The sequence below is a fragment of the Gordonia cholesterolivorans genome, assembly GCF_039531975.1.
GTDB lineage: Bacteria > Actinomycetota > Actinomycetes > Mycobacteriales > Mycobacteriaceae > Gordonia > Gordonia sihwensis.
On record NZ_BAAARB010000005.1, the window covers coordinates 143,924 to 165,078 of the forward strand.

Sequence of the window (21,155 nt, forward strand, 5' to 3'; positions counted from 1 at the left end):
GGACGGCGTCCGGGCCTCTCGACCCGGACGCCATCCATTCATTTGCATTGCTGCAGCACCTGCTGCAATCGGGACCAGGCGACCCGCTCCATCGTGTCGCCGAGCGTGCCCCGCTTGGACTCCCACGCCCCGCCGCCGAGCAGTGACCGTCTACCGGTCGTCAGGTGCGACAGTTCGGAGATGAAGGACTCCCAACCCAGCGCGGTCGTGGGGAGATCGTCGTCTTCGTCCGTGCCGAGCTCCCACGAAGAATCCGTCGCGACCGCCACCCACAAGTCGCAATCGATCTCCGCCGTGAGGCGGATCGCCGGGGACTCGATCGCAGCCCGGAACCACTCGTCGATGTCGTCGTCCTTCTCCGCCGCAGCAATCCGGTTCCGCTGATTCTGCCTCCAGCTCAGCTGATTGCGCAGTCGACCGTGGATGCCAGCCGCTCCTCGGCCCGAGCCGTGGTACCTCACGAACCCATCCTGATCAACCCAGGCGTACACGCCGGGCTCGGTCGGGATCTCGCTGGCATCGTCGACCTTCCGCCAGTCCAGCTGGGTGAGGTCTCGGACAGCCTCGAATCGAATGGCAGGCACGGCCGCGGTGCCGTAGAACTTCGTGAACTCGTCGAACATGTGCAACTCCTACCTCTACTCGACGGCGACCGAGGCTTGTCCTCGGCCCTGCGAGAGCAGGTGGCGTCAAGCTAGCAGCTGGGTACGACAGTTCCTGTCTCTTGCGGGCCGAGCGACTGCCCAGCTGGAGCTGCCGCGACACTCGATCGAACAAACTTGCGACATTCTGGGGTACACCCTGCTTGAACATCGCGCGGTGTCGGATCATCCGTCAAAACAGGGCATGAATCGGATTCACTTGACACAATCAATCCGAAGTCCTAGACTTGATCTAGACAAAGAGTAGCGCCGCGGCTGACGCCGCCGAATCGAATGGAGAAGAACATGTCGACCCTCATCACCAACGGCGCCGTCGATTCGGCGGCGGAAAAACTGACGGACCGACTGCTCCTGACCGGCCCGCCCGCGCCCACTCACCTGACGACGCTCGCCCAGGAGCTCGCGTTCCACCGCGCCGACGCCGAGCGACGTGCCCGCGACGAGGCCGCCTCCGAAGCGCTCCTCGCCGCGACGCTGCAGCGGATCCCCGGCGAGGTCGGCTACACCTACGCCCGTTCGGCCGGAGCGAGCGTTGCGGAGGCAGCCATGATCGACACGACCGAGACCGACTTCCGCGATGATCCGCTGCCCAAGACCGAGGTGGCACGCCGCAAGCGCGCCGCCACCCGCGCGGCACAAGAGCTCGCGCACGCACTGCTCGCCGAACCGATCGATGACCTGGACCTGATTCGCTTCTACGAGGGCATGGAGATCGCCGCCGAAGACCGCGAGGACGGCTACAGCGACGTCTCGCCCGCGGTCTACGCCGAAGTCGAGCGCATCGTGGCCGACTGGGCGGACGCCGGATGACCGGCAAGCGGATCGGCTACCGGCGCGTAAGCACCGTCGACCAGAACGCGGACCGGCAGCTGGACAACGTCCAGGTGGACAAGATGTTCACCGACAAGGTGAGCGGCAAGTCGCTCGACCGGCCCGAGCTGCAGAAGGCGCTGGACTACGTCCGCGACGGCGACACCTTCATCGTGCACAGCATGGATAGACTCGCGCGCAACATCGACGACCTGCGCCGCACGGTGAAAGAGCTGACCGGTGCCGGAGTTCGCGTCGAGTTCGTCAAGGAGGGGCAGATCTTCACCGGAGAAGACTCGCCGATGTCCAATCTGATGCTGTCGCTGCTCGGTGCCGTCGCGGAATTTGAGCGAGCGCTCATCCTCGAACGCCAGCGTGAAGGCATCGAGCTGGCCAAGCGGGCCGGCAAGTACAAGGGTGGACGGCCCAAACTCGACGCCGAGCAGGCCGCGGAGTTGGCGCGCCGCAAGGCTGCCGGCGAGCGTGTCGCTGACCTGGCACGTGAGTTCGGCGTGTCCCGGCAGACCGTGTACTCGTACGTCGCGGGGGTCGACTCGACGGATCGATAATGTTCCTTATCGTTATACGTTCGGCGAGGTGCCGGCGAATGGTCTGACGCCGAACGCGGGTCGGCGAGCACGCCCACGTCCACGATGGACGCGCGTCTCTTGTCTGATGCGCTCACTACGATGACGACAGTCCAGCCGACCCTGACTTGTAGGAGCAACCTCGTGGGCAAGAAATCGACGAAGCCTCAGCCGAGCGATGCCGATCGGCTCAGCGCTTTCGTCCGGCGTCTGCGCCGGATCGAAGCCCATCCGCTCATCGCCGCCGATGGTGGCGCGTTGATCCGTCACCTCCACACGACACCCTTCAGGGTGCTCGCTCTTCAGAAGCCCGACGGCACACCGGTGGGCACGCAGTTGAAGTTCGACCTCCCTGACGAAGTGGTGTTCGAGTCGCTGGCCGCGCGATTGCGACCGATGACGTTGGCCAATGACGTTCTCGGGCACGCCGCGGTCATGGATTCGCTCGACGCTTTGACCGCGCACGTCGACGATCCGCGAATCGCGAAGGTGAACGCCCAGGCCCGCGCCGACTGGGCCGCGGCGACAGAGCGGGACAGGGCGCGCGGCGGAAAGGTTCGTGCGTACAAGATGGTCGTCGGCACGCGGGGCGGAGACGACGCCGTAACCCTCACGGACCTCGACCTCGCGTACGCCTGGCTGTACGAGGACTCCCTGCACGGTGACCTGCCGTCCACCGACATGGTCAGTTCGCGTGACAGGTACTTTGCGGCGGTCACGGTCTTCTGCCACATCGCCGTCGTCGCGCTCAAGACCCTCGGCTACTTGCGCTGGATGATTGAGAACGGCCACCTCATCCTGCCGGATGCGGCGCTCAACGCCGAGGTCGTCGTCGTCGAGCCAGCATGGACCGAGAACGTCGCCGCTCACATGGCAGGCCCTGAAGTGAATCCTGACGAATTCGAGGACCCCGACTCGATCCCGGACGGAGCACTGTCGATCCACGACTTCATCCACGAGAACTACGGCCGGGCTGGCGACGACGAATCCGTCGTAGAGGCTGGTTTCGAGGCCACAGTGCACATCGGAGAGGCGGAGAGCACGTCTCCGGAGACTGCCGAGCACACGAATGACTTCATCGACGAGCTGACCGCAGGCGACTGACTGACCGACCGTGGGGGATGGAGCAACGAATCGAAACCACTGTCAACGTCTACCTCGGCGATGTCGAGATCACCGACGGCCCCGCAACAATCGACCTGGTCGACGACGGCCCGGTCGAGCTACTGATTCCGGTGCAGCTTGGCGCGCTCGGCTCGCTGAGCATCCGTTTCGGTTGATCCGCCGGCACAGCCGGCGCCAAAGACCTCCTCGAACCCATCGAGGAGGTCTTTTCATGTCCACACCCATCACGTCCACCGCCACGCGCTCGGGCTCCCGCGTCATCGTTTCGCGCGACGACCGCGTGCTGCCCGGCCACGAACCGCTCATCATCGTCCTCACCGATAACTGCGACGTGCTGACGTTCGCGCCGCCCACCGCGGCGGCGCTCGGAAACTTGCTGATCCGCGCGTCCACCGACGTCGTGGAGCTGGACATCAAGGTGTCCAACAGCTACGCCACCGGCGAGAGCTTCACCCGGACCATGACAGTCGACGCCGCCGCGCCGCGTGACGACGCGGATCTGGACGACTGGGCCTACGAGCAGCTGTTTCCGCACACCGGCGAAGGACCGCAGTACGCGACCGTCGAGGGCGTGTACGAGGTCGAGGTGCTCCGGGCACCCGATGCGTTCAGTCACCTGGTCAGTTTCCGAGCCTCCAGCGCGGGATGACCGACACCCCATCGACACCACGACACCAGGAGCACACATGCCCGCATCCACACGCACGCCGCAGCAGACCGCGAAGGAAGTCCTGCGCATCATCGGCATTGACGTGCTCAATAGCCGCAGCGTCGTGCTTACCGACCGCGACGACGTCGGTGCGCGCGTCTTCACCCACCTCATCAACCCCGGACAGCTCGCCTACGCGTGCGAGCAGTACCGACTGACCACCGGCGAGTCGATCGACCATGAGGCGCTCGAACAGAGTCTGCCCTGGCTGACAGACGAGGACTTCGAATGACCAACGCCCACGAGCCCGCGATCTGGGCGGGCTGCATGCACCACTTCAACTGCGGCTTCCTCGTCGGGGAGTGGTTCAGCGCTGTCGACGCCGACGAGATCACTCTGGCCGCGGTCCACCGCAGCGGGCCCGCCGTCACGCCCGAGTGCGAGGAGATCTGGGCTTACGACATCGAGAACTTCCCGGAGGCCAAGGAGATGGATCTGCTGGAGGCCGCCCGGTGGGGCGAGCTGTACGAGGAGGTCGGCGACGACGCCTGGCCGGCCTTCTGCTCCTGGGTCGCGTCCGGGAGCTACGTCGAAGGCGGCGACCAGATGCCGAGCGTCTCGGACTTCCGCGAGCGCTACCGTGGCACCTGGGAGGACTGGAACGCCTACGTGTGGGGCTACATCGTCGACATCGACCTGCATCACGACTGGCCCGAGGACGCGGTGCGGTTCTTCGACTTCGAGCGGTACGCGGCGGAGATGGCACACGACTTCACCGTCGAGCCCGCTCCAGGCCGCTGTGTGTATGTCTTTAGTGACAACTGATCTCTGCCAGCATGGAGCCATCGACGACGGAAGGAGAGCAATGACCGACGTTCCCGACTGGGCCAGTGATGCCCTGCGCCGCACCTGGCCGACGCTCACCGAGGACGACCGACAGGCACTCATCGCCGACCGCGAGAACTCGCTGCTGCGAACCGCGGCGGTCCAGCTGCGCGGCACCGACCTCGATCGCAGCGAACACGGCGGTGACTTCACCCTCGACGGACTCTACGAGCGCGGCATCCGCTGGCACGCAGAGGCTTTTGGCGAGCCGTGGAACGGTTGGGCGACGCCGATCGTCACAGCGGCGACCGCCAAGAATATGTTCGCCGACCTGCTCGAACTCGGTGAGGCGGACGGTCCGCTCGGCGCGATCACAGACGACGGGCTGCTCGTCTACGGCGAGGATGAGGACGACAACTTCGTGATCGCGCCGAACGACCGTGGCGAGTTCGCGCTGTGGGAGTTGGGCTGGACGTTCTTGAAGTACCCGTGACCGCCAAAGAAGTGAAGACCCCGAGATGCCTGTTGGCTCTCGGGGTCTTCTGTTTCACCGAGCCCCTGCCGGGAGCGCCCAGGGCAGGCGCTTCGCGCCGGCCCTGGATCTACTGTTCGCTGTGACGGGGACATCCGCGTGCGGTTGGATGGGCGACATGACCGACATCGACGACGAGTTCGAGCGGACCCAGCCCATCGGCAACGCGATCAACGCCGTCGCCCGCGCCGAGCAGGTGATCGACCCGCCGACCATGCCCGACGCTGTCGCCGCCCGTCTCGACGCGCTCATCGACGATCTCACCGGTGGCGCCTAGATCACCCGGCCGGGTGCCCGGGAATGTCGCCCCCAGCGGGTAAGTTCTAACGCATGGGTAACGTGACGCCGATCGGCGCGCCGCGACCTCGCGTCCTGGAGTTCTTCGCGGGGATCGGACTGGCGAAAATGGGCCTGGAGCAGGCGGGATTCTCCGTCGCCTGGGCCAACGACTACGAAGAGGACAAGAAGGCCATGTACGTCGCCGAGCACGGCGACAACCATCCCTTCGCCCTCGGCGACGTCGCGAATGTGACCGTCGACCAGCTCCCGCGCGATGCAGCCCTGGCCTGGGCCAGCTCGCCCTGCACCGACCTAAGCCTGGCCGGCAACCGCGCCGGGTTCGCCGGTGCTCAGTCGGGCACGTTCTGGCAGTTCATCCGGCTGATGGACGACCTCAAGGACGACCGCCCCGAGGTCGTCGTACTGGAGAACGTCGTCGGCCTGGCCACCAGCCACGGCGGCGACGACCTCACCGCAGCGATCCGAGCATTCAACAAGCTCGGCTACAGCGTCGACGTGCTCGCCCTCGACGCCCGCCGCTGGCTGCCGCAGAGCCGACCGCGGCTGTTCCTCGTCGGTGCCCAGAACCCGCCGGAGGACTGCCCGGACCCGAACAGCGAGCTGCGACCGGACTGGCTGCAGTCGTTCTTCGGCGATCCCACCCTCGACACTCACCGGGCCGCGCTCCCCGCGCCGCCGATCCCCAAGACCGACGGCCTCGACGAGGTCGTCGAGCCGATGAAGCCCGGCGACGCTCGCTGGTGGGACGCCGAGCGGACCAAGAAGTTCGTCTCGTCCCTGTCGAAAGTCCAGGCCGAGCGCATCGCCGAGCTGAAGAGGGGCGACTCCGCGACCTACCGCACCGCCTACCGCCGCACCCGCAACGGCGTCGCAGTGTGGGAGGTCCGCGCCGACGCCGTGTCCGGCTGCCTGCGCACCGCCCGCGGTGGCTCGTCCAAGCAGGCCGTCGTGAAGCTCGGCGGCCCGGGCAAAAAGCTGCAGGTCCGCTGGATGACGCCCAAGGAGTACGCGGCCCTGATGGGGGCGCCGGACTACGACCTGTCTGGTGCCCGGACCAACCAGGCGCTGTTCGGCTTCGGCGATGCCGTGGCCGTCCCGGCCGTCAAGTGGCTCGGTGAGAACTACCTGCTGCCGCTACTGAGAGGCGAGCTGGGTGTGAGAACCTCGACGGTCGAAGACGCGCTCGGTGAGGCGGTGTCGAATGGGTAGCCAGGGGGTCGCCACCTACAACGAACCGGACGACGGATTCACCGTTCCCGACCGTTCCGCCCTGCCGACCGCGTTCGTGCAAGGGTTCCGCAAGCTGCTCGATCAAGCGTTGCGGACGAAGGTCCCCGGTCAGAAGAAGTCGATCGGTGCATCAGCGGGCATCTACGCGTTCTACGACTACGACGACGAGCCGATCTACGTCGGTCAGACCGTCGAGACCCTCGGCACTCGTGTTGGTAGGCACATGCGCGGACAGCGCACCGACACCGTCGCCTACCACGTACTGGACCCGATGGAAGTCGCGACGCTGCACCTCTACCCGGCCGAGCACCTGCGCCCGGCGAAGGGCGACAGCGACGAAGTTAAGGCGCAGAAGAAGGCCGCGGTCAACGCCATGGAGTACTCGGTGTACTACCACGCGATCCGGGAGTCCAAGTACGGGTCGATCCTCAACGAGAAGATCCCCCAGCCGACGCCCGTCATGACCCCTGAAGAGCTCGGTGAGCCGTACAAGTTCAACCTGATCCCCGAGGGCATGCGCGAGGTGCGATCACACCCTGACACCCGCATCGCGCGACGGGCGCACACGCTGGCCCAGCTGGCCGGCGTGTGCGAGGACCGCGGTGAGGTCACCGAGGGGCTGCGCCGGGTGATCGTCGTCCAGGCCGTCCGTCTGGCCGACTTGGCGTCGGCACGCCTGGCGTACGCCGAAGGCCGCGCCCGCCCGTCTCGCGACATCTTCGCCGCAACCAAGCTCGTCGGCAACATCCTGGAAGAATTCGACCGCAAGAAGGCCACAGGCGAGTCAGATGACGATGATGACTAGGACGGCGCAGCCGCCGACAGCGGCCCGTGGAACCGTCCACGAAGGAGGCGTCAATGCCTGACATCCCAGCCCGCTCGTACACCGTCGCGCCGGACCCGGAAGACAACGACCGAGTGCTCGTGACCGACCCCGACGGGCGCGTTCATCGCATCCATCGCGAGGACGCGGACCCCGAGCATCGATTTACGCGCGTCCGTCTGGCGGCCGGCTGGTTCGGCAACCTGCCAGATGTGCCCGACGCCTAAGCGCGTTATCCTGACAGACAGAAACCCCCTGGTGCGCAACCGGCACCAGGGGTTTCTGCTTTATCGCTACGTCAGCACGTCGGCGTCAGCATCAACGAGCCGGGCACGCCGTCGACGCGGTAGACGGTCATCGTGTCTCCGTCCGCACCGATCTGCTTGGCCGTCAACGTCACCTTCACACCCGCGATCCGCGCGACACCGCCGGTCGGCGTCGAGAAGATCTTGCCGCGCTGGCCGAGGACGTTGATCGTGCCGTCCTTGACCATCACCGTGCCGATCCGCGTGCCCATGCCGGGCATGGCCGGCGGAGCGGCGATCGACGAGATGACCTCGTAGCAGCCGTCGGCGACTCCCGCTGCGGTGTCCGCGGTGGCCGTGCCTGCGCCGAGTCCGGCGAGCGCGGCTGTGGCGCCGAGGCCGGCGACGATGGTGGCGATCTTGGTGTTCTTCATGATTGACCCTTTCTGGTCGTGGATTGTCTTGTCGTACAGTTGGAGTCGAGCTGCGCCTACGTCACTTCTCGGCTCCCTTCTCGTCTGCCGGAGCCGCTTCGAGGTCGGCCTTCACTACGCGGTCCCCGATGACCGCGAGCACACCGGTCTCGCTGCCACCGTCCGCCTGCACCGCCGCGACTTCGACCTGGTCATCCTTGAGCCCGCGAGCGTTCTCCGGGATCCCCTTGCCGACGACGCGGTAGGGGCCCGCGACACCCTGCTTGCAGGCACCGGCGACGTTCTCGTCGGTGCCATCGCCCGGCCCCTCGGTCACGTGCAACCCCTTGGCTGTGTCGACAGTCGCCTTCCACCACGGGTCGCCCGCGGCGGCGTCCTTCGCCGGTGCCGGCTCGGCGATGTAGAGGCCCCATGTGGTCTTCGCCGTCTGAAGGATGACCACTTCATCGGCCTTCTCGAGCCGTCCGGCGAACCCCGACGGGAGCGTGACGCTGTCGGTCACCTTGAGTTGCATCAGCGGCTCAGTCGACCTGGTCCACATCGCGCCCGCCAGGTCCGAGCAAGCGTCGACTGCGGTGACCTCTTCCTTCTTGCTGCTCACGGCGGCGCGCGCCTGTGAGCTCTTGGACGCCGCGGCGTCTTTCACGTCGCTCACCGTGTTCTGGTCGCCGACAGCGCTCAAGCCGTAAGCGATGCCGCCGCCGACCAACAGTACGGCAGCGGCCGCACCGGCGATCAGGAGCTTCGGCGCCTTGCCGACCTTCGGCACTGCAGGGGTGTCACCAACCGCCGGCGGTGTAGCGGCCGACTCGATGGTGATCGGCTCGCCGTCCTCATCGACGGGGTTTCCGTCCGCGTCGGTGAAGCTCCCGTCCGGCTGTTCGTAGATCTCGATCTCTTCGTACTCGTCAGGCATTGTCGGACTCCTTCTTGACGACCTTCTTCACAACGACCTTCTTGACCGGCTGCGAGGCGGTCGGGACCGGCGCGGGCGTCTCAGCGACCGGCGGCGCGATCTGTGCCGGTGCGACCGGAGCCTGGACCACCGGCTGCGCCGTGACAGCCGGAGCGTCGGTGACGACGCCCCTGTCCCGCAGCCCGCGAATCATGTTGGGTACCAACGACGGGAACACCACCAGCGCGCCGATCATGGCCGCGCTACCAGCGGCGATGTACAAGTTCGAGAACACGCCGAGCGCGGCCGCAACGCCCGCACGCAGGATGAGGAATCCCACCGCGTACGCGGCCGCGATCAGCGCCATGACCGGCATGCTGGCCTTGGCCATCCACGTCTTGTACTCGGCGGTGATCTGACCGATGACGTTCTTGGTGGCTGCGAAATCGTCGGCACCGCCGCCCTTGGGGATCGCGATCCGACCGCGGGCGTACGACAGGCGGATCATCATCACGATCATCATGGACAGACCCGATGCGGCCATCTCGGCGTTCGGACCCTGTGCCACGGTCCACGCCACGGCGCCCGCGCCGCCGAAGAGTAGCAACGTCGAGATGATCCTGAGGATCTCGCCGGTGCCGGTCTGGACATTGACGTGCACTTGCGGATTCGACATGTCAGCTCTCCTTTGTGTTGTCGCGGACCTGCAGTGACGGCTCGATTAGCTCGTCAACTTGGTCTCGAACGATCCGGGCGAGCGCTTCTAACGCATCGGCCAGCTGGACGCCGCTGACGACGTGCTGCCCCGACGGACGGCCCGTGGAGCGCTCGTCCGCCTCGCGGCGCAGGGCGGCCCACGACTCGGGATCTCGCGCCGCGTTGCTCCATGCCTCGATCCGGGCCACGAGATCGGCCGAGAACGCCATCTCGATGTGATCCGCGGTTATCGGTCCATACGTCATTGGGTCTTCTCTTTCTTTTTGTCGTTGTTCACGACCGCCGGGATGGCGATCGCGGCGATGAGGACGCCGGTCACGACGCCGCCGGCGATGCGCCACGGACCGCCCTGGGTAATGCCGAGCGCGATGACCGCGATACTGGCCAGCAGAGCGACGGCGATGGCCGCGCCGAGCGCCGGGCCGGTCACGGCTGGTCCTCATCGTCGAGGCCGTCGTACATGGTGATGCGGTCGTCCTCGTCGTCGAGCTGCACCAGAGGGATCTCCCGACGAGGCGGGCCCGACGGCTCCGGCGCGACCGGCGCGTCGTCCTCGTCGTCGAGGTCGAGGCGAACCTTCTTGCTGTCCGGCGTCGCCCTGAAACTGCCGTCCTTGTTCCTCTCCTTCGGCGCCACCGCACCCTTCGGTACACCGGCCCAGCCCCAGGCCCAGACCAAGTAGCCGGTCACTACCAAGGCAATCGCTGTCTGCCACAGCGCCCATGCCCACCACGGACCCCACTGGAACAGCGACAACGGGAACCGGCGGTCGAACCGCAGGCCGAGCCCGAACGGCACATCCAGGGCCCACAGCGTCACGCCCAGCGCCCCGGCCACCGCGCCCCAGGGCCACGCCCACAGGCGGCCGACGCGCGGTGAGATTCGAGCCAGGCCCGCGTACATGCCCCGCCCGGCTGCGATACCCGCCCCGGCCACCGCGCCGACGACGGCATACCCGAAGCCGACGCGGACCTTCTTGCCGAGCGGACGGCTGCCGTCCTCAGCGGTGGTCATCCGACGCCATCGCGACGGTGTCACCTCATCGACGAGCGCACTCTGCCCGACGCCGGCACCGGACCGTGCACCACGACGCGCAGTGCGCGCCAACTGCTCGGCCCGGCGCCGACGATCGGTGCCGGCGCGCGACCCGGCCAGCAGGTGCGCCGCGCGCTCGCGCTCCCAGCGGTGCGTCATGACGCACCGCCGCACTGGTCGAGCTGGGCTGCTGTCGTGATCGGCAGGCAGGACTCGACGCTGTCACGGTCGAGGCCGCCGGTGCTGCACGCGCCACCGGCGGCCATGCCGACCACGAAGATCGCCGCCACGCCGGCGATCTTGGCCATCGTGCGCGGACTCACCCGACGGCCGCGTTCGGTCTGCTTGGCCATCGTCACTCCTCTCGCTATGCGATACCCCGACCGGGTATCGATCGATGTTCCATACGATACCCCCACGGGGTATGCTGGTCAACAGGAATGGCCTCCTGACCTGCATAGATGGGGGCGACGAAAGGAGAGTGCGTCAATAATGACGAAGTTAGATCGGCACCAGAATGTGCCTCTGACCGGCGACGAATTGGGGGCCTTGCGGGCTGCGGCGCTTACTGCTGACGCAACGAACGGCCTCTTTTCCCGAGCCCTGCTGCTGTTCGGGATGTCGCATCTTGACCACCCGGACGTGCAGCAGTCGATCGCCGATGAGAAGTCCGCGGCGGCGCAGCGGCTCTCGGACGGGGCCCGCGAGGCCGTGGCGCAGCGATGGGGGAGCAAGTGAGCGCGCGTAAGGACGTCCGGCCCGCCCAGATGGACGTCCCGTACACCGGTCTGGTCGACGGGGCACCGTACGTGCACGACGCTCCGCACCTGCTGGTCAGCGGCCGGACCGGGTCTTCCAAGACGCGATCGGTGTTGGCCATCCAGGCTGCCTCGTGGGGGCGGCGACCCGTCGTCGCGGTCTCGTCGAAAGGCGACCTCGCCGAGATGACGGCGCGCAGGCGCACCAAGCTCGGCCCGTGCTACCTGATGGATCTCGCCGGTGAAGTGTCCGATGCCAAGGCCGCCGAGCTGGGCCTGACTCGCGTCGCCTCTGATCCGGTCGCGCTGATCACCGATGATGACAGCGCCGTCGAGCTCGCCGGACTGCTGCAAGAAGTCGGCACCCTCGGCTCCGGGGACGGGAAGGGTGGCGGTGACGCCTTCTGGATGGGCCTGGCAGAAGGGCCCCTGGCGGCGATCCTGCAGGCGAGCGGATGGTACGTCGACCCCGAAACCGGGGATGACGTGTGGGGCGGCGGTATCCGCTGGGCGAGGCGTGCGGCGCTCAACAGCGGTGTGACCGACGAGAAGGCGGACGAGGACGCCCCGGTTGATCTGCAGACACCCTCGTGGGACGCGGCCATCGCCCGCTGCGCGACCATCGACAGCATCTGGGGCGATGAGCTGCTCGCGGCCAAGGACCTCGACCCGCGACAGCGCGATTCGATCGGCATCAACATGCGCGTCGCTCTCAAGGCATGGGCCAGCCGCAAGGTCGCCGGCCGCGGTGAGTTGGCACCGTTCACTCCCGACCTGCTCACGGACCACGCCGCCGCGACGCTGTACCTGACATCGCCCTGGACCGGCTCGGCGGCCTCGGCCGCCTCGTCGACGATGACGTCGATCGTCAACCACTGGCGACGGGGCGAGGGGACCCGGCCGACGCTGTTGATGGTCATCGACGAGTGCCCGTCGATCTCGCCGCTACCGCGCCTGGGCGCATGGCTGGCAGACCTCAGGTCCTACGGCGTGCGCATCGTGGCGGCCTGTCAGTCGAGCAGCCAATTCGCCCCGCGGTGGGGACAGGAAGGGCTGAAGATCCTGCGCGACATCTTCCCGGGCATCCTGATCCTCCCCGGAGCTCCCGAAAGAGAGATCTTGGAGCAGGCCGCGTGGAGCATGCTGCCCGAGGAGCGCGTCACCGGCAGCACCGGAGCCGACGGCAAGACCTCGCTGAGTCGCGACCGCGTCGCCTCGTTCGAGGGCAGTGAATTGCTGCCACGCAAGAAGGGCACGGCGTTGCTGATCGTCGGCGGCATGCCCGAGCGCGTCGTGGATCTGGTCGACATCTCTGCGACGACCGTCGGGAGCTGACGCCCACCAATGGACGAGCCCCCGCGACCACCTCGGTCGCGGGGGCTCTGTTCTGTCTCGTCACATGGTCTGGACAGCCGACGTCGACTGTGCCTTGTCCTGCGTCTTCTGAGCCGCCTGCCGCCTGTTCGCTCCGTTGATCTGCCCCTGGGCCCGAGTGACCGCAGCCCTCGCCTTCTGTGCACGGCCGGACTGCTGTCCGGTGAGCGCGGCACGATCCCCGCGAGCCGCGCGATTCCGCGCGGCTGCGATCTGGCGCTTGGCCTGCTTCAGCTCCGGGCTCGACAGGGCCGACTCGCCGAAACGTTTCCGGATCGCCGCGTCGTCCACGCCGGGCCTCGACAGCATCTCGCGCATCGTCTTGACGCGGTCGCCGTCGAGCCCCTTGGTGTCACCGTGCGTCTCACGGCGCACCCGATTCCCGACGATCTCTTTCGGGTCCGCTGTCCGGCTGCTCACACGCCTGAGCTTCTCTGCGTCTCGCGTGCGTTGCTGCTCGATCCTCTGCTCGTCTTGAGTCATGACTTCCTCCTATGCGCCCTCGCGCATCTCGATAAGGTGCTTTTCTGCTTGAGCCGCCTGGGCTCTCCACTGCGCGGCCTCTCGGCGATAACCGTCGGCCTCGTCGACCGCAGCCACCATCTCGAACGAACCGCCGCCGTACAGCCGCGGTGCCGTCGCATAGATCTCGGCAGCAACTGCCTCCATCTCGTCCGCCTCACGGCGAAGGACCGCGATCTGGCGCGCCAACTCGCGATGCTCATCTACTTCGACCATGTGCTTCACCTACTCCTGTTCGCAACCCTGATCTGTGTCGCTGGTCTTGTGTTTTTGGTTCACCTCCTGGGTCTTTGCCTGCACCTTGGCTTGCGTGCGCTCGGAACGCTCACGGCGCTGCCCCTCGGTCTCGCGCGCATCGACCTTTCGACCCAAGCCGCGTTGACGATTGATCATCGCGTTACCCTCGGCTTTGTAATGCTCAAGCGCCGACTGCTCGCCGAAGGTCGTCTTGTCCTGGCGCATGGCAAGAATGAGATAGCTGCTTTGAGCGTTGACGTCCCTGTCCATGAATTCAGTGATCGTCGTTTCGTAACGCTTTTTGAGCTCCTCGATCCGGGCGTGCGTCTCGACGACGCCCTGGAGGGCCTCCGCGGCCTGCTCACGATCAGCGGCGGCAGCGTCACGGTCGGCTTCGGCTTCCTCGCGCAGCCGTTCGGCCTCGGCCTCGGCTTCTTCGCGCAGCCGGGTCGCTGCGCCGCGATCCGCCGCTGCCGTATTGCGGTGACGTTCGGCCTCGGCGCGTGCCGCAGCTGCGGTGTCCCGTTCCTTGGTGACTTCGGCGACCGCCTCGTCAACCCGATGCTGACCGGAACGGTAGCCCTCCTCCGCGGCGCGGGCGTGGGTCTCCTCGGCCTTGGCCACGATCATCGCGGCCTCTTGGTCGGCTGCGGCGACCTCACCCTGGGCTGTAGCGGCCAGATCCTGCACGAGTGCCTGCTGACCCTCGATGCCGGCGAGCGCGGCGCCGAGGTCGGCAGCCTGCGCTTGAACCGCGGTCTTCTCGTGGGCGAGTTCCTTGTAGTCGGGGAGCTGGAGATGACGATTGTGCCGCGCCTCGTCGCGCTCCAGATCGACCTCGAAGCCGCGCTCGACCATCCGCTCGCGCAACTGGCGCTGGTAGCGCTCCATCTTCCGGCTGGGCCCTTCTCGCACCAGTCGCGGCTTGCCTTCGCTATCGACAACCGGCTCGCCCGCCTCGGTAAGCATCGGCACCAAGTCGTCCTTCGGGTGACTGCCGAAAGCGCGAGAGAACCCGTTCTTCATTGCGGCCGGATCCTTCTTGCTCGGTGCCGGCTCGAACGGGTCGGAGAGCAGCTGAATGTGGGGCCTGGTTTCGTCGAGGTTGATGCTGTAGCCGTGCATGCCGCGCTGGCCGTCGGGGAGCAGCTCCGCCTGATACCGCAACCACTCGGTCCAGTAGCGCTCGACCTCGGCCTCCATACCCTTCTTGACCCGATACCGCGGCTGCATCACCGGCTCGCCGCCCGGCCAGTACTTCTTCTGCCCCTGCTTGTCGACGACGTGGTACGAGGTGCCGTCCGGCTCGCAGTACGCCCACGGCAACTGCCCGACCGTCGTCACCGCGAACCGATTACCGTCCTTGAGGCCGGGCTTGACGCGCTGCACCCGCTCGTCGCCGTACGCCACTACCTCGCCGATCGACCGCGTCGGCCGGAATCCACCGTGCCCGTCATTAACCCGATCGATATTCATATGGGTCTTGTCAACGTTGATCGCCGGGTTCTGACTGGCGTACCAGTTGACCACCGCCGGACCCGCGACGGCACGCTGCGCCTCGCGAGTGATGCCGGCGCGTGAGCGCCGGTCCGCCTCGGGGCTGACCGAACACTGCTCCCGGTAGTTCATCGACGCAGCTGAACGCTGCGTCGCCGATGTCGCCTCCGGCGCCATTGCCGCCCACCTCCTCGCCAGCTCGTCGGCGTGCATCGCCGCCGTCACGGGTGGGGCCCCTCGCTCGCTGCGCTCGCCCCCACCCGCACCGTCGGCGCGGAAGCCCGCTGGGCGTATGGCCATGATCGTCGGGGCCCCGTCCCCACCGATCATACCCATACCCCGTCCCCGTATCTAGCCACCGAAGCAGGCTTCCTAGGCTCCGTAGGAACCCCGGTCGCTGCGCTCCCTGCTCGCTACGCTCGGGGTTCCACCGTCGCCCCTGCAGGGGGCTGGGGGTCGGGCCTGCGGCCCTCGATCCGCGCTACGCGCGGCAGGCGCTCACCTGCGGTGATGCGCCAGGAGTGACCGGCAGCCGGCCTCGGTGCTCGCTCGCACCGGGCAGGCGGCCATCGATCCCGACCACCGTCGACCGCTCGCTCGCTCGCGGCCATCCGGCGGTCGGGCAAGGGCGGGCGATCGGCAACTGCGTCAATCTCTCTTATACTTGTGAGCGACTTCGCGCAGTCTCCGCCGGACCGGCCGTAGCGCACGCCCTGCTACGCGGGTTGACCTGCGAGAACACGACGTAGCAGGGGTACCCTGCTACCGGGTAGCAGGGTCCCCGACGATAGTGCCGTTTTCGCAGGTGGCGGGCGATAGGACCCTGCTACCACCCGCCGCTACGATGCCGTGTTCGGTGACGCAGGCGTAGCAGGGGGTCTACGGACCGGTTTGAGGGGTGCTCGGCGAGTTCTGGGCCCCGAAGTGCGTCGAGCCCGTGGTCTCGCCGACACGGGGTAGCCAGACGGCACGGTCGTCCGGTGGCCACGCGGTCGACGGCGAGGGCTCAGACGCACGTGACGGCGGGAATCAGACCCGGGGATGATCGCGCGCTCTCGCCCCGCGGCGTCCTCGCACGGCGCTCTGCGCGTCACCGGGCGTGGCGCCCAGGCAGGCGGTCGGGCGGCGCTGCGCGCCGCCCGCCCGCCTGCACTCGCCGAGCGCCGTCGCCAGCGTGGGTGCGGAGTTGGCGCCGGGAGCGGGGGCCGCGCCGGGGTCACTCGACCGGCGCAGAGATTGACGCCAGACAAAGCACGGCGATAACGCAACAACCCCCGCCGGCCGGTGGCAGGCGGGGGTCTTCGAGGCGTCCGCGGGTCAGGCGGTCTCCGCCTCGGCTTGGATGTCCTCGGCAGCCTTGATCCACTTGCGGACCGTGTTCGGCGAGACGTCTGCCTTCAGCCCCAGTTCGCGGTACGGAGTCTCCTCATCACGACGAGCCCGGATCAGTTCGGCCAGGATGTCGACATCGACCGACGGGCTCAACTCGGCGTGCACGCGCTCGGCGAGTGCACGCACACCGTCCTCGACATCACGTGCAAGGCCGCCGTGCACATCATCAGCGATCACCGTGAACACTGGTCGCGCAGGCTGTGCAAGGTCGTCGTGCACATCACGATCATCGATGTGCACGGACTCGTCTACACACTCGGTGCGGCCGGCATCGAGTGCGTGCACGGAGTCGTCGTGCACACCCGCGGTACCGTGTTCACCCAGATCAGGGATGTGCACGGGGCGTGCAACGTCGTCAGTCTGCACGTGCGCAGTGGGATGTGCACGGTCGAGGCCGTCGGTCAGATCGACAGGTTGCACAGACTCGGACACGTCATCGTGCACGGTGTGCACGGGCTCCGGTGCGACATGTGCAGGCGGCGTGTGCACAACGTGTTCAGCGGCGTCGGCCCGAATGTTGCCCAGCACGTCCCACAGGCCGACGGTCGCCGCGATGATCGGCGCGTCGACGACGATCGGCGCCAGGTAGCCCAGGACGCTGGGGATGCCGATGATCGTCGTGCAGACGTACACGAGGCCGACGTAGGAGACCGCGAGGGTGACCAGTCCGACCACCGCGGCCAATGCGGTCACGACGGTACGCACCCGACCGGCGTTACGCCGGTGTGAGATGACGACCATCTCGGTCATCACCATCACCATCGCGGGAAAGACCATGACCGCGATCGTCGGCACCCACGGCGACGCGGTGCCGCGATCGACGCCCGCGGCGACGTCGGCGTGCCATTGAGACCAGACGTGCAGGCCGTTGCCGGCCATCGACAACACCAGACAGACGGCCATGACGACGGCGTAGAAACCCCAGCGATGGACTTCGGGCTTCGGTGATTCATTGTCGGCCCTCATGCGACCGCTCCTTTCATGCTGAGTTCCTTGATCCGTTCGGGCCGGAAACCCGACCAGTGCTGGTCGCCGGCGACGACGACCGGCGCCTGCAGGTAGCCCAGCGCCATGACGTAGTCGCGGGCCTCGTCGTCCTGGCTGATGTCGACGACGTCGTAGTCGAGGCCGGCGGCATCGAGCCGGCGCTGGGTCATGTGGCAAGCCCCGCAGGCGGGCTTGGTGTAGACGGTGATCATGCCGACACCCCCTCGGTCGTCGACGGTGTCATGCCGAGCTCATCGAGTTGGGCTGCAGTGAGACCGCGATGCGGGGTGCCTTCGGCAGCGGGTCGCTGACCGATCGGAGCACGCTCCTCGGCCCACATGTCGTCGGTGCTGTCAGCGGAGTCGCCGACAGTCGAGGTCTCCAACTGTGCGCGTGCGGCGTCGAGCGCGACGTCTTCACGACGCAGGAGTCCGCGGTAGCGGTCCTTGAGTTTGCTGGCAGGCAGACGTGCGAAGTCCCGGGTTCCCCGCTTCGAGACGTCGGCCCAGTCGTCCAGGTCGAACTCGGCGATCAGCGGCTCGATGCCGGTCAAGCGGCCATTCGAATAGGGCTGGGTCTCGCGATCCCACACCCAGATGGAATCCTTGCCGTCGCGTACCAGATCGTAGAGCTGGTCGTAGAACTTGTACCGTCCGAGCGCCTTCGAATTGGGCATGTTTCGAACCATCCAGGACTTGTACATGTCGAACAGGAACTGGGTCGGCGCCAGCCGCCAGGTGATCTGGGTGCGGATCTCGCGCCAGAAGGCCAGGACCGGGTCGTTGTATTCCTTGAACTCGTCCAAAGCCATCTTCACCGCCATCGGCTCGGAGAGCTCGTAATGACCCATCGACAGCGCGCGCAGCAGAACGTATTCGAGCACGTCGCGGCGGTGCAGGTAGTCGTCCTTGATGTACTTGCGTTCACGTCCGGTGAACGACTTGTCGAAGTGGATGAACATGAGCCGACGCAGCAGCGATTCGGACTTGTCCTTGACCGTCGGCTTGTCGTTGAAACACTGAATCATCACGCCGTAGTGCTGGTGCTTGATAGCACGGCGATTCTTGCGGTTGATCATGATGACGTCGTTGGTCACGATCGCCTTGAAGTTCGCGGCTTTGTCGATGTACGTGCCGACATCGTTCTCATCGGTCAGAATCGCCGACGTGCCAACCAGATCTTCGAGCTTGAACTCGTGGCCGAAGTCGGCCAGCGGCAGCGAGGCGTAGTTCCCGCGGCCGAGCAGGTTGCGAATCATGGCCAGCAGCGTGCCCTTGCCGTTGTTGCCCTGCTGCGAATAGAAGAAGACCGCCTTGTTCCAGCTGATGTACGGGCGGATGACAGCGCTGACGATCTCCCAGAGCAGCGTGGTGACCTCGGGGTCGTCGATGAGATCGGCCATCCAGGACTCGACGTCCCAGGTCTGGCAGGAGCTGGTGCAGTCAGCCGGGTCGTCGTGATCGCCGGTGCAGGTGCACAGCGAGGTGCAGCTGATGCGGTCGTCGTGCAGGCAGTGCTTCGGGTTGGGAATGACCGGACTGACCGCGTCGGGGTTCCAGTCGACACCGAGCTTGGCCAGAAAGACGTACTCGGGCGAGAACGGCATGGACTTCTTGGTGCGGAAATCCACGATGCCGTTGCGCGTGGCGATCAGGTCGGGGTCGGTGCCGCGCTGGCGGACCGGAACCATCGACCGCAGAGCGGCAACCACTTCGACGAACGACTTGGTGTCCAGCCCCGGCTGGTAGCGGCGCACGACGGCTTCGAGGTGTCCAGGATCGGCCAGGTACAGCCCGTGGCTGGCGCTGGTGGGATCGTCGTCGTAGCACGCGAGCAGCATGTCGCCTTTATCCACCTTCTGCGTCGACGGCGCGATGAGGATGATCGAGTGCAGCGCGCTGACCAGGCGGGCGAGTTCGTAGTGGCCCAGGCGACCGATCTCGGCGCGCTTGGTTCCCGCTCGCAGGCCGCGCTTGACGCGCTCGTTCTCCTGACGGATACCGGCGTTGATGAGGTTGAGCAGGTTCTTGCGCACGACGGCCGGCGGGAGCTTCTTGAGACCGTCGATCTTGTCGGGCTGCAGGATGTCATCTGCTGCTGCCGCGGCCAGATCGTCGACCGATGTCGCGAACGGCACGCCGCCGGCGTCCTTGCTCGGATCGTCAGGGTCGACGAGGTCACTCATCGAGGCGACGAGTTCGTCCTGCTCACGGCGAGCGGCGGACGGGTAGTCGGCAGGGGCGTCCTTGTCGGCGGCCACGGTCATACCGGACAGGTCGTCGACGAGCAAGGCGTCGTCGAAGTCGTCAGTTGCAGTGGATGTCGGTTCATTCGACATGGTGATAGCCTTATCTTGTCTCGTTACAGACAACTCGGTGGAGTGGTGACTCCACTCGGAAGCGTCGACCGCCCTTCGGTCGGCGCTTTCCGCTTTTCAATGGGGATGTGTCGCCGCGGTGCGCTGCGGTGGGGGTCACCTACGAAGCCGGAACCACCACCTCGGCGTCCGCGGGGATCCGCCAGGCGTACCCGGACGCAATCTGCTGCGCGTCGGGAATCATGCCCGACGCGAGGTATCGGTACACCTGGTACTTTGACCATCCGCGCCGGCGGCCAAACTCGGCCGGGCTGAGCAACTCGGTGATCATCGCATTTCCTTTCTGCTGTGGTGTCTGTGCAACAAAACGCTACAGACACTATCTACCCCGCGCAATCGCATCGTTGCTGGTCAGAGGCCATTTTCATCCCGCGATATAACTCGTTTTCACTGGTTGTCGCAGCGCCACTGAGGTAATCGAAAAGGCAGTTGTGTCGCATCTTCCGACAAAAGAAGTTTCGATTGATGCCGGATCGACGCCCCGATACGGCCGGTGGTGTACTGGCCGATGCCTCGACGGTCGGGTCAGGTGCCCCGCATCCATCCGAACTCGTCGTACCGTCACCATCGTCTCGTCGGCTCGAGTCGGGGCATCGATCCGTCAGCACAACTTTTCGCTCGTCAGCACAACATCTCGACAGTGTTGAAAATGTTGTGCTGAGTGTTGTGCTACGGAAACGCGCTGGTCAGGGCGTTTTAGGGTCGTGAAATCCCAGGTCGTCAACCGGCGCAGCACAACATCACAACATTTTCTGACTACAGCGCTACAGGGAGAAGAGGCGTTCGGAAACGCCCCTATACCCAAAGTGAAAAAATGTTGTGATGTTGTGCTACCAAGGTACTTCCAGAGGGGTGGAAACGCCCTGACCAGCACTTTTGCTGACCGCGATGCAGCACAACTCTTAGCACAACTCTTGAAATCGCCCTTAAAAGTTGTGCTGTCGGGCAAAAAGTTGTGCTGTGGTTGACCATCTGGACCCGTCTGGAACTGTCGACGTGGAGCAGGGGTGACGGTGACCATCTGGACCCGTCTGGAACTGTCGACGTGGAGCAGGGGTGACGGTGACCATCTGGACCCGTCTGGAACTGTCGACGTGGAGCAGGGGTGACGGTGACCATCTGGACCCGTCTGGAACTGTCGA

At 66.2% G+C, this 21,155-nt stretch carries 29 protein-coding genes; 14 read left to right on the top strand and 15 right to left on the bottom strand.

The genetic code is table 11. The features are described 5' to 3' along the window. Positions 1–38: 38 nt before the first annotated feature. A complete protein-coding gene (locus ABFX36_RS06915) occupies positions 39–623 on the bottom strand; it encodes a hypothetical protein (protein WP_346075572.1) in 585 nt (194 codons plus the stop codon). Positions 624–947: 324 nt separating this feature from the next. Here ABFX36_RS06915 and ABFX36_RS06920 point away from each other — a divergent pair, with 324 nt between their 5' ends. The 12 genes from ABFX36_RS06920 to ABFX36_RS06975 all read left to right on the top strand — a co-directional run bounded on the left by ABFX36_RS06920 (position 948) and on the right by ABFX36_RS06975 (position 7,770). Further along, positions 948–1,472, top strand: coding sequence for a hypothetical protein (locus ABFX36_RS06920; protein ID WP_346075574.1), 525 nt, complete (start codon positions 948–950; stop codon positions 1,470–1,472). Continuing rightward, positions 1,469–2,041, top strand: a complete 573-nt coding sequence (locus ABFX36_RS06925) for a recombinase family protein (protein ID WP_346075576.1) — start codon at positions 1,469–1,471, stop codon at positions 2,039–2,041. The genes ABFX36_RS06920 and ABFX36_RS06925 overlap by 4 nt, the downstream gene beginning before the upstream one ends. A 120-nt stretch (positions 2,042–2,161) precedes the next feature. Then, a complete protein-coding gene (locus tag ABFX36_RS06930; protein ID WP_346075578.1) occupies positions 2,162–3,163 on the top strand; it encodes a hypothetical protein in 1,002 nt (333 codons plus the stop codon). A gap of 17 nt (positions 3,164–3,180) precedes the next feature. Then, entirely contained in the window at positions 3,181–3,339 is a 159-nt protein-coding gene (locus ABFX36_RS06935) for a hypothetical protein (RefSeq protein ID WP_346075580.1), read from the top strand. A 56-nt stretch (positions 3,340–3,395) separates the two neighbouring features. Then, positions 3,396–3,833, top strand: coding sequence for a hypothetical protein (locus ABFX36_RS06940; protein WP_346075582.1), 438 nt, complete (start codon positions 3,396–3,398; stop codon positions 3,831–3,833). A gap of 37 nt (positions 3,834–3,870) precedes the next feature. Continuing rightward, a complete protein-coding gene (locus ABFX36_RS06945) occupies positions 3,871–4,125 on the top strand; it encodes a hypothetical protein (protein ID WP_346075584.1) in 255 nt (84 codons plus the stop codon). Then, positions 4,122–4,658, top strand: a complete 537-nt coding sequence (locus ABFX36_RS06950) for an antirestriction protein ArdA (RefSeq protein WP_346075586.1) — start codon at positions 4,122–4,124, stop codon at positions 4,656–4,658. The genes ABFX36_RS06945 and ABFX36_RS06950 overlap by 4 nt, the downstream gene beginning before the upstream one ends. Positions 4,659–4,698: 40 nt before the next feature. Beyond that, complete coding sequence (locus ABFX36_RS06955; RefSeq protein WP_346075588.1) at positions 4,699–5,151, top strand: hypothetical protein; 453 nt, start codon at positions 4,699–4,701, stop codon at positions 5,149–5,151. Between the two features lie 157 nt (positions 5,152–5,308). Next, the gene (locus ABFX36_RS06960) at positions 5,309–5,467 is read left to right on the top strand and encodes a hypothetical protein (protein WP_346075590.1); all 159 of its coding nucleotides are present in this window, start codon (positions 5,309–5,311) and stop codon (positions 5,465–5,467) included. Between the two features lie 53 nt (positions 5,468–5,520). After that, positions 5,521–6,699, top strand: a complete 1,179-nt coding sequence (locus tag ABFX36_RS06965) for a DNA cytosine methyltransferase (protein ID WP_346075592.1) — start codon at positions 5,521–5,523, stop codon at positions 6,697–6,699. Next, the gene (locus ABFX36_RS06970; RefSeq protein ID WP_346075594.1) at positions 6,692–7,525 is read left to right on the top strand and encodes a GIY-YIG nuclease family protein; all 834 of its coding nucleotides are present in this window, start codon (positions 6,692–6,694) and stop codon (positions 7,523–7,525) included. Before ABFX36_RS06965 ends, ABFX36_RS06970 begins: the two co-directional genes overlap by 8 nt. 53 nt (positions 7,526–7,578) lie before the next feature. After that, positions 7,579–7,770 (top strand): hypothetical protein, encoded by a 192-nt coding sequence (locus ABFX36_RS06975; RefSeq protein WP_346075596.1) that lies wholly within the window; start codon positions 7,579–7,581, stop codon positions 7,768–7,770. A gap of 71 nt (positions 7,771–7,841) precedes the next feature. Here the strand turns inward: ABFX36_RS06975 and ABFX36_RS06980 are convergent, their stop codons facing one another. The 7 genes from ABFX36_RS06980 to ABFX36_RS07010 form a co-directional block, all read right to left on the bottom strand. Then, on the bottom strand, positions 7,842–8,222 hold the full coding sequence (locus ABFX36_RS06980) for a hypothetical protein (RefSeq protein ID WP_346075598.1): 381 nt from the start codon (positions 8,220–8,222) through the stop codon (positions 7,842–7,844). Between the two features lie 61 nt (positions 8,223–8,283). Then, positions 8,284–9,138, bottom strand: a complete 855-nt coding sequence (locus ABFX36_RS06985; protein WP_346075600.1) for a hypothetical protein — start codon at positions 9,136–9,138, stop codon at positions 8,284–8,286. Continuing rightward, complete coding sequence (locus ABFX36_RS06990; RefSeq protein WP_346075601.1) at positions 9,131–9,793, bottom strand: hypothetical protein; 663 nt, start codon at positions 9,791–9,793, stop codon at positions 9,131–9,133. Before ABFX36_RS06990 ends, ABFX36_RS06985 begins: the two co-directional genes overlap by 8 nt. Before the next feature lies 1 nt (position 9,794). Next, positions 9,795–10,079, bottom strand: coding sequence for a hypothetical protein (locus tag ABFX36_RS06995; protein WP_346075603.1), 285 nt, complete (start codon positions 10,077–10,079; stop codon positions 9,795–9,797). Continuing rightward, positions 10,076–10,264 (bottom strand): hypothetical protein, encoded by a 189-nt coding sequence (locus ABFX36_RS07000; RefSeq protein ID WP_346075605.1) that lies wholly within the window; start codon positions 10,262–10,264, stop codon positions 10,076–10,078. Before ABFX36_RS07000 ends, ABFX36_RS06995 begins: the two co-directional genes overlap by 4 nt. Next, on the bottom strand, positions 10,261–11,028 hold the full coding sequence (locus ABFX36_RS07005) for a hypothetical protein (RefSeq protein WP_346075607.1): 768 nt from the start codon (positions 11,026–11,028) through the stop codon (positions 10,261–10,263). Before ABFX36_RS07005 ends, ABFX36_RS07000 begins: the two co-directional genes overlap by 4 nt. After that, the gene (locus ABFX36_RS07010; RefSeq protein ID WP_346075608.1) at positions 11,025–11,222 is read right to left on the bottom strand and encodes a hypothetical protein; all 198 of its coding nucleotides are present in this window, start codon (positions 11,220–11,222) and stop codon (positions 11,025–11,027) included. The genes ABFX36_RS07005 and ABFX36_RS07010 overlap by 4 nt, the downstream gene beginning before the upstream one ends. 139 nt (positions 11,223–11,361) lie before the next feature. On the opposite strand from ABFX36_RS07010, the gene ABFX36_RS07015 reads away from it, so the two are divergent. Both ABFX36_RS07015 and ABFX36_RS07020 read left to right on the top strand, forming a co-directional pair. Then, entirely contained in the window at positions 11,362–11,607 is a 246-nt protein-coding gene (locus ABFX36_RS07015) for a hypothetical protein (protein ID WP_346075610.1), read from the top strand. Then, the gene (locus tag ABFX36_RS07020; protein WP_346075612.1) at positions 11,604–12,962 is read left to right on the top strand and encodes a type IV secretory system conjugative DNA transfer family protein; all 1,359 of its coding nucleotides are present in this window, start codon (positions 11,604–11,606) and stop codon (positions 12,960–12,962) included. The genes ABFX36_RS07015 and ABFX36_RS07020 overlap by 4 nt, the downstream gene beginning before the upstream one ends. 60 nt (positions 12,963–13,022) lie before the next feature. On the opposite strand, the gene ABFX36_RS07025 is transcribed toward ABFX36_RS07020, so the two are convergent. The 7 genes from ABFX36_RS07025 to ABFX36_RS07055 all read right to left on the bottom strand — a co-directional run bounded on the left by ABFX36_RS07025 (position 13,023) and on the right by ABFX36_RS07055 (position 20,284). Continuing rightward, complete coding sequence (locus ABFX36_RS07025) at positions 13,023–13,484, bottom strand: hypothetical protein (protein WP_346075614.1); 462 nt, start codon at positions 13,482–13,484, stop codon at positions 13,023–13,025. A 9-nt stretch (positions 13,485–13,493) separates the two neighbouring features. Further along, positions 13,494–13,739 (bottom strand): hypothetical protein, encoded by a 246-nt coding sequence (locus ABFX36_RS07030; protein WP_346075616.1) that lies wholly within the window; start codon positions 13,737–13,739, stop codon positions 13,494–13,496. A 9-nt stretch (positions 13,740–13,748) separates the two neighbouring features. Next, the gene (locus ABFX36_RS07035; protein ID WP_346075618.1) at positions 13,749–15,482 is read right to left on the bottom strand and encodes a hypothetical protein; all 1,734 of its coding nucleotides are present in this window, start codon (positions 15,480–15,482) and stop codon (positions 13,749–13,751) included. A gap of 1,092 nt (positions 15,483–16,574) precedes the next feature. Beyond that, positions 16,575–17,615, bottom strand: coding sequence for a hypothetical protein (locus ABFX36_RS07040; RefSeq protein ID WP_346075619.1), 1,041 nt, complete (start codon positions 17,613–17,615; stop codon positions 16,575–16,577). Next, a complete protein-coding gene (gene nrdH / locus ABFX36_RS07045) occupies positions 17,612–17,848 on the bottom strand; it encodes a glutaredoxin-like protein NrdH (protein ID WP_346075621.1) in 237 nt (78 codons plus the stop codon). The genes ABFX36_RS07040 and nrdH overlap by 4 nt, the downstream gene beginning before the upstream one ends. Beyond that, positions 17,845–19,974, bottom strand: a complete 2,130-nt coding sequence (locus ABFX36_RS07050) for a DNA primase family protein (protein ID WP_346075623.1) — start codon at positions 19,972–19,974, stop codon at positions 17,845–17,847. Before ABFX36_RS07050 ends, nrdH begins: the two co-directional genes overlap by 4 nt. 139 nt (positions 19,975–20,113) lie before the next feature. Next, a complete protein-coding gene (locus ABFX36_RS07055; protein ID WP_346075625.1) occupies positions 20,114–20,284 on the bottom strand; it encodes a hypothetical protein in 171 nt (56 codons plus the stop codon). Positions 20,285–21,155: the final 871 nt, after the last annotated feature.